Here is a 4,535-nt window from a genome sequence, read left to right on the forward strand (position 1 = left end):
CGCTGGCGCGGTCCACACCCTGGGCGATGTCCGGGCTCTGCTTGTCGTAGGCCACCAGCACGGCGCAGCCCTTGTAGTCGATGCCGTACTCGGTGTTGTCGTAGCCGATGCGCTTGATGGTGTCGCGCGCGACCTGGATGTAGTCGACGTTGGCCTGGGTGGTGATCTCGCCGGCCAGCACCACCAGACCGGTGTTGGTCAGGGTTTCGGCCGCCACGCGGGACAGCGGGTCCTGCGCGAAGATGGCGTCGAGGATGGCGTCGGAGATCTGGTCCGCGACCTTGTCGGGATGGCCTTCGGAAACGGATTCCGAGGTGAAGAGGAAGTCATTCGCCACTTGCTTAAACTCCGAGAGTTGGTTGGTTCCTGCGCGTTGCCGGCCAGGAAACTCTGGAGAGCGGCGAACGCTTTAGCAGCATTTGTTGAGCCCCCGGCCTGTTGAACCGTGAACCCGGCGCCCGGCGTTGAAGGCCCTGGCGCATCGCCCCGCAAGTTGTTCAATAACTCGGCGATGGGGCAATTATAGGAACCATGCTTTCTTTCATTCGCTGGATATCAGGCCTGCCGCTGCGCCTTTTGCAGGCTTTGGGCGCGCTGCTGGGCTGGCTGGCCTGGCTGGGCTCGTCGTCCTACCGCGCGCTGTGCCGCGAGAACGCGCAGCTGGCCGGCCTCACGCCCGCGCAGCAACGGGCCGCCATCGGCCAGGCCGGCCGTCTGGTGGGCGAGCTGCCCTGGCTGTGGCTGGGTCGGGCCGCCCGGCCCATCGGCCGCTGGTGCCAATGGCAGGGTGCCGAGTTGATCGAGCAGCACCTGCAGTCGGGCCAGGGCCTGGTGCTGCTGACGCCGCACATGGGCAGCTTCGAGGTGTGCGCCCAGGCCTACGCCGAGCGCTTTGGCGACCGCAAGCCGGTGACGGTGCTGTACCGCCCGGCGCGCCAGCCCTGGCTGCGCGAGCTGGAAGAAACCGCCCGCGACCGGCCGGGCCTGGCCACCGCGCCGGCCACGCTGGCCGGTGTGCGGCAGATGATCCGCGCGCTGCGCAAGGGCGGGGCCGTGGGCCTGCTGCCCGACCAGGTGCCGCCCGAAGGCATGGGCGTGTGGGCGCCGTTCTTCGGCAAGCCCGCCTACACCATGACGCTGGCCACCCGGCTGGTGCTGCAGACCGGCGCGCCGCTGCTGCTGATGTGGGCCGAGCGCCGGCCTGCCGGCCGCGGCTGGGTGCTGCATGTGAGCGCACCGACCGAGCCCATGCCCACCGAAGCCGCCGACGATGAAGCGCTGCAACTGGCCTGCGCCAGCTTCGTCAACCGCGAGATGGAGCGGCTGATCCGCCAGTGCCCCCCGCAGTACCTGTGGGGTTATCAACGCTACCGCACGCCGCGCGACACGCTGGCCACCTGACCCCGATGAAACAGCTCCCTGCCCGAGCCTTGCTGGCCCTGCTGTGGCTGCTGCACTGGCTGCCGCTGGGGCTGCAGGCCTTCATCGGCCGGCAGTTCGGCCGCCTGCTGCATGCGTTGGCCCAACCGCGCCGGCGCATCGCGCGCCGCAACGTGGCGCTGTGCTTTCCCGAGAAGTCCGAGGCCGAGCGCCATGCGCTGGTGCGCGAGCATTTCCAGTGGCTGGGCCGCAGCCTGCTGGAGCGGGGCCTGCTGTGGTACGCCTCGCCCGAACGGCTGCGCCGCCTGATCCACGTGGAAGGCGAGGTGCAGCTGGCCGAGACCAGCGAGCGCCCGGTGATGTGGCTGGTGCCGCACTTCATGGGCCTGGACGTGGCCGGCTCAGCCACCCAGCTGTACCAGAAGCAGCTGGTGGGCAGCATCTACCAGGCGCAAAGCAACCCGGTGTTCGATGCCGCGATGCGCCGCGGCCGCGTGCGCTTTGGCCAGGGCGACATCTTCTCGCGCAAGGAAGGCCTGCTGCCGCTGATGCGCGCTATCCGCCAGCGCGGCTTTGCCTTCTTCAACCTGCCGGACATGGACTTCGGCCGCCGCGAAGCGGCCTTCGTGCCCTTTTTCGGCGTGCCGGCCGCCACCCTGCTGGCGCCTTCCAAGCTGGCGCGGGCGCTGAAGATGGAAGTGCAGCCGGTGGTGGCCGAGATGCTGCCCGGCGGCCAGGGCTACCGCGTGCGCTTTTTGCCGCCGTGGACCGACTTTCCCACCGATGACCCGGTGGCCGACGTTACCCGCATGAACCGCTGGATCGAAGCCGAAGTGCGGCGCAACCCGGCGCAATACCTGTGGGTGCACAAGCGCTTCAAGACCCGCCCCGAGGGCGAGCGCGGCTTGTATTGAAGCCCGCCGGATAATCGCCCGATGCGACTCAAGTTCACCAAGATGCAGGGCGCGGGCAATGACTTCGTGGTGCTGGACGCCACGCAGGCGCCGCTGGACCTGCAGCCCGAGACCGCCCGCCGCCTGGGCGACCGCCGCTTCGGCGTGGGCGCCGACCAGATCCTGGTGGTGGAACGCAGCCGCACGCCCGGCATCGACTTCCGCTACCGCATCTTCAACAACACCGGCGACGAGGTGGAGCACTGCGGCAACGGCGCGCGCTGCTTCGTGCGCTACGTGCATGAACATGGCCTGACCGACCGCGCCAGCATCAAGGTGGAGACCATGAACCGCGTGCTGGAGCTGCACCTGCAGCCCGACGGCCGCGTGAGCGTGGACATGGGCGAGCCGGTGTTCGACCTGCTGCAGCTGCCGTTCGACAGCACCGGCCTGACGCCGCGGGCCGAAGGCCATGGCCAGCTGTGGCCGGTGGAGGTGCAGGGCCATGCGGTGGAGCTGCACATGGTGTCCATGGGCAACCCGCATGCGGTGCAGCGCGTGGCCGATGTGGACAGCGCACCGGTGCTCACCCAGGGCCCGCTGATCGAGCACCATCTGCGCTTTCCGGCGCGTGTGAACGCCGGCTTCATGCAGGTGGTGGACCGTGGCCGCATCCGGCTGCGCGTGTACGAGCGCAGCGCCGGCGAAACGCTGGCCTGCGGCACCGGCGCCTGCGCCGCCGTGGTCTCGGGCATCCTGCTGGGCTGGCTGGACGGGCGCGTGGACGTGGAAGCGCGCGGCGGCAGCCTCACCATCGAGTGGGCCGGCCCCGGCCACCCGGTGCTGATGACCGGCCCCGCGCAGACTGTTTTCGAAGGGGAAATCGAACTGTGAGCAACGCACTGGGCACGTCCGGCATCACCGAGACCGACATCGCCAACTACCTGGCCAACACGCCCGGCTTCTTCGAGCGCAATGCCGAGCTGCTGGCCAGCATCCAGCTCACCAGCCCGCACGGCCAGCGCGCCGTCTCGCTGCAGGAGCGGCAGATGGAAATGCTGCGCGACCGCATCAAGGGCCTGGAGCACAAGATCGTCGAGATGATCCGCAACGGCCAGGACAACGTGGCCATCGCCGACCGGCTGCACCGCTGGACCCGCGCGCTGATGGACACCGCCGATCCGGCCGACCTGCCCGCCGTGCTGGTGCAGCAGCTCAAGCACCAGTTTCTGATTCCGCAGGCCGGCGTGCGGGTCTGGGGCGTGGCCGATGCGTACGCCGACCAGCCGTTTGCACAGGGCGTGAGCGACGACGCCCGCAGCTTTGCCAACAGCCTGACGCTGCCTTACTGCGGCGTGAACTCCGGCTTCGAGCCGGTGCGCTGGCTGGACGACCCCAGCACCGTGATGTCGATCGCGCTCATTCCGCTGCGCCGTGGCGACACCGCCTTCGGCCTGGTGGTGCTGGGCTCGCCCGACCCCACGCGCTACAGCGCCGACATGGGCACCGAGTTCCTGATCCGCATCAGCGAACTGGCCGGCGGCGCGCTGTCGCGCCTGCTGCCGCCCGCCGCCTGATGACCGCTGCGGCCGAGCCTGCCACCGAGCCGCAGGCTGCGTTGCCTGACGAGCTGCAGGCCTGGCTGCAGCACCTGCAGGTGGAGCGGCGCCTGGCGCCGCGCACCCTCACGCTCTACACCGAGGCGCTGCGCCGCCTGGTGCGCGCCGCGCAGGCCCACGCGGTGCCGCTGCTGCAGGTGCAAAGCCACCATGTGCGCCGCTGGGCAGCGCAACTGCATGGCCAGGGCCTGGCGCCGCGCAGCATCGCCATCGTGCTGGCGGCCTGGCGCGGGCTGTACCGCTGGTGGGGCGACAACCGCAAGATCAGCAGCAACCCGGTGGAAGGCGTGCGGGCGCCCAAGGCCGGCCGGCCGCTGCCCAAGGCCTTGTCGGTGGACCATGCGGTGGCGCTGGCCGAGCATGAGCCCACCACCCCAGACCCGGCAATGCGCGCCCGCGACCATTGCATCGTCGAGCTGCTGTACGGCTGCGGCCTGCGCGTGGGCGAGCTGGTGGCGCTGGACGTGGCCGGCAGCGCTGAGGCGGTGGGCTGGATCGACCGCGAGCCGGGCGGCGAGGCCACTGCCCATGTGCTGGGCAAGGGCAGCAAGCGGCGCAGCGTGCCGGTGGGCAGCGCGGCCCGCCAGGCGCTGGACGACTGGCTGGCCGTGCGCGGCCAGCTGGCCAAGGCCGGCGAGCCGGC

6 protein-coding genes are annotated in these 4,535 nt (G+C 70.3%); 5 read left to right on the plus strand and 1 reads right to left on the minus strand.

Features of this window, described 5'->3' with window-relative positions:
- Positions 1–337 (minus strand): S-adenosylmethionine synthetase N-terminal domain-containing protein (locus ABNT58_RS16775; protein WP_348754589.1); only part of this gene is annotated, 337 nt, incomplete at its 3' end.
- Between the two features lie 194 nt (positions 338–531).
- On the opposite strand from ABNT58_RS16775, the gene ABNT58_RS16780 reads away from it, so the two are divergent.
- From ABNT58_RS16780 to ABNT58_RS16800, 5 genes are all read left to right on the plus strand, one after another.
- On the plus strand, positions 532–1,401 hold the full coding sequence (locus ABNT58_RS16780; protein ID WP_348754590.1) for a lysophospholipid acyltransferase family protein: 870 nt from the start codon (positions 532–534) through the stop codon (positions 1,399–1,401).
- A 5-nt stretch (positions 1,402–1,406) separates the two neighbouring features.
- Positions 1,407–2,294, plus strand: coding sequence for a lipid A biosynthesis acyltransferase (locus ABNT58_RS16785; RefSeq protein WP_348754591.1), 888 nt, complete (start codon positions 1,407–1,409; stop codon positions 2,292–2,294).
- A gap of 21 nt (positions 2,295–2,315) precedes the next feature.
- Positions 2,316–3,167, plus strand: coding sequence for a diaminopimelate epimerase (gene dapF, locus ABNT58_RS16790; RefSeq protein ID WP_348754592.1), 852 nt, complete (start codon positions 2,316–2,318; stop codon positions 3,165–3,167).
- 8 nt (positions 3,168–3,175) lie between these two features.
- Complete coding sequence (locus ABNT58_RS16795; RefSeq protein ID WP_348754594.1) at positions 3,176–3,850, plus strand: DUF484 family protein; 675 nt, start codon at positions 3,176–3,178, stop codon at positions 3,848–3,850.
- Positions 3,850–4,535: site-specific integrase (locus tag ABNT58_RS16800; RefSeq protein ID WP_348754593.1), on the plus strand; the 686-nt coding region annotated here is incomplete at its 3' end. The genes ABNT58_RS16795 and ABNT58_RS16800, both read left to right, overlap by 1 nt.

This window comes from uncultured Aquincola sp. (assembly GCF_964001545.1).
Classification (GTDB): domain Bacteria; phylum Pseudomonadota; class Gammaproteobacteria; order Burkholderiales; family Burkholderiaceae_C; genus Aquincola.

Bases quoted from the DNA above. Each gene is read 5' to 3' on its own strand.
- ABNT58_RS16780 (WP_348754590.1), top strand. From the start codon at position 532: ATGCTTTCTTTCATTCGCTGGATATCAGGCCTGCCGCTGCGCCTTTTG.
- ABNT58_RS16785 (WP_348754591.1), top strand. From the start codon at position 1,407: ATGAAACAGCTCCCTGCCCGAGCCTTGCTGGCCCTGCTGTGGCTGCTG.
- dapF (WP_348754592.1), top strand. From the start codon at position 2,316: ATGCGACTCAAGTTCACCAAGATGCAGGGCGCGGGCAATGACTTCGTG.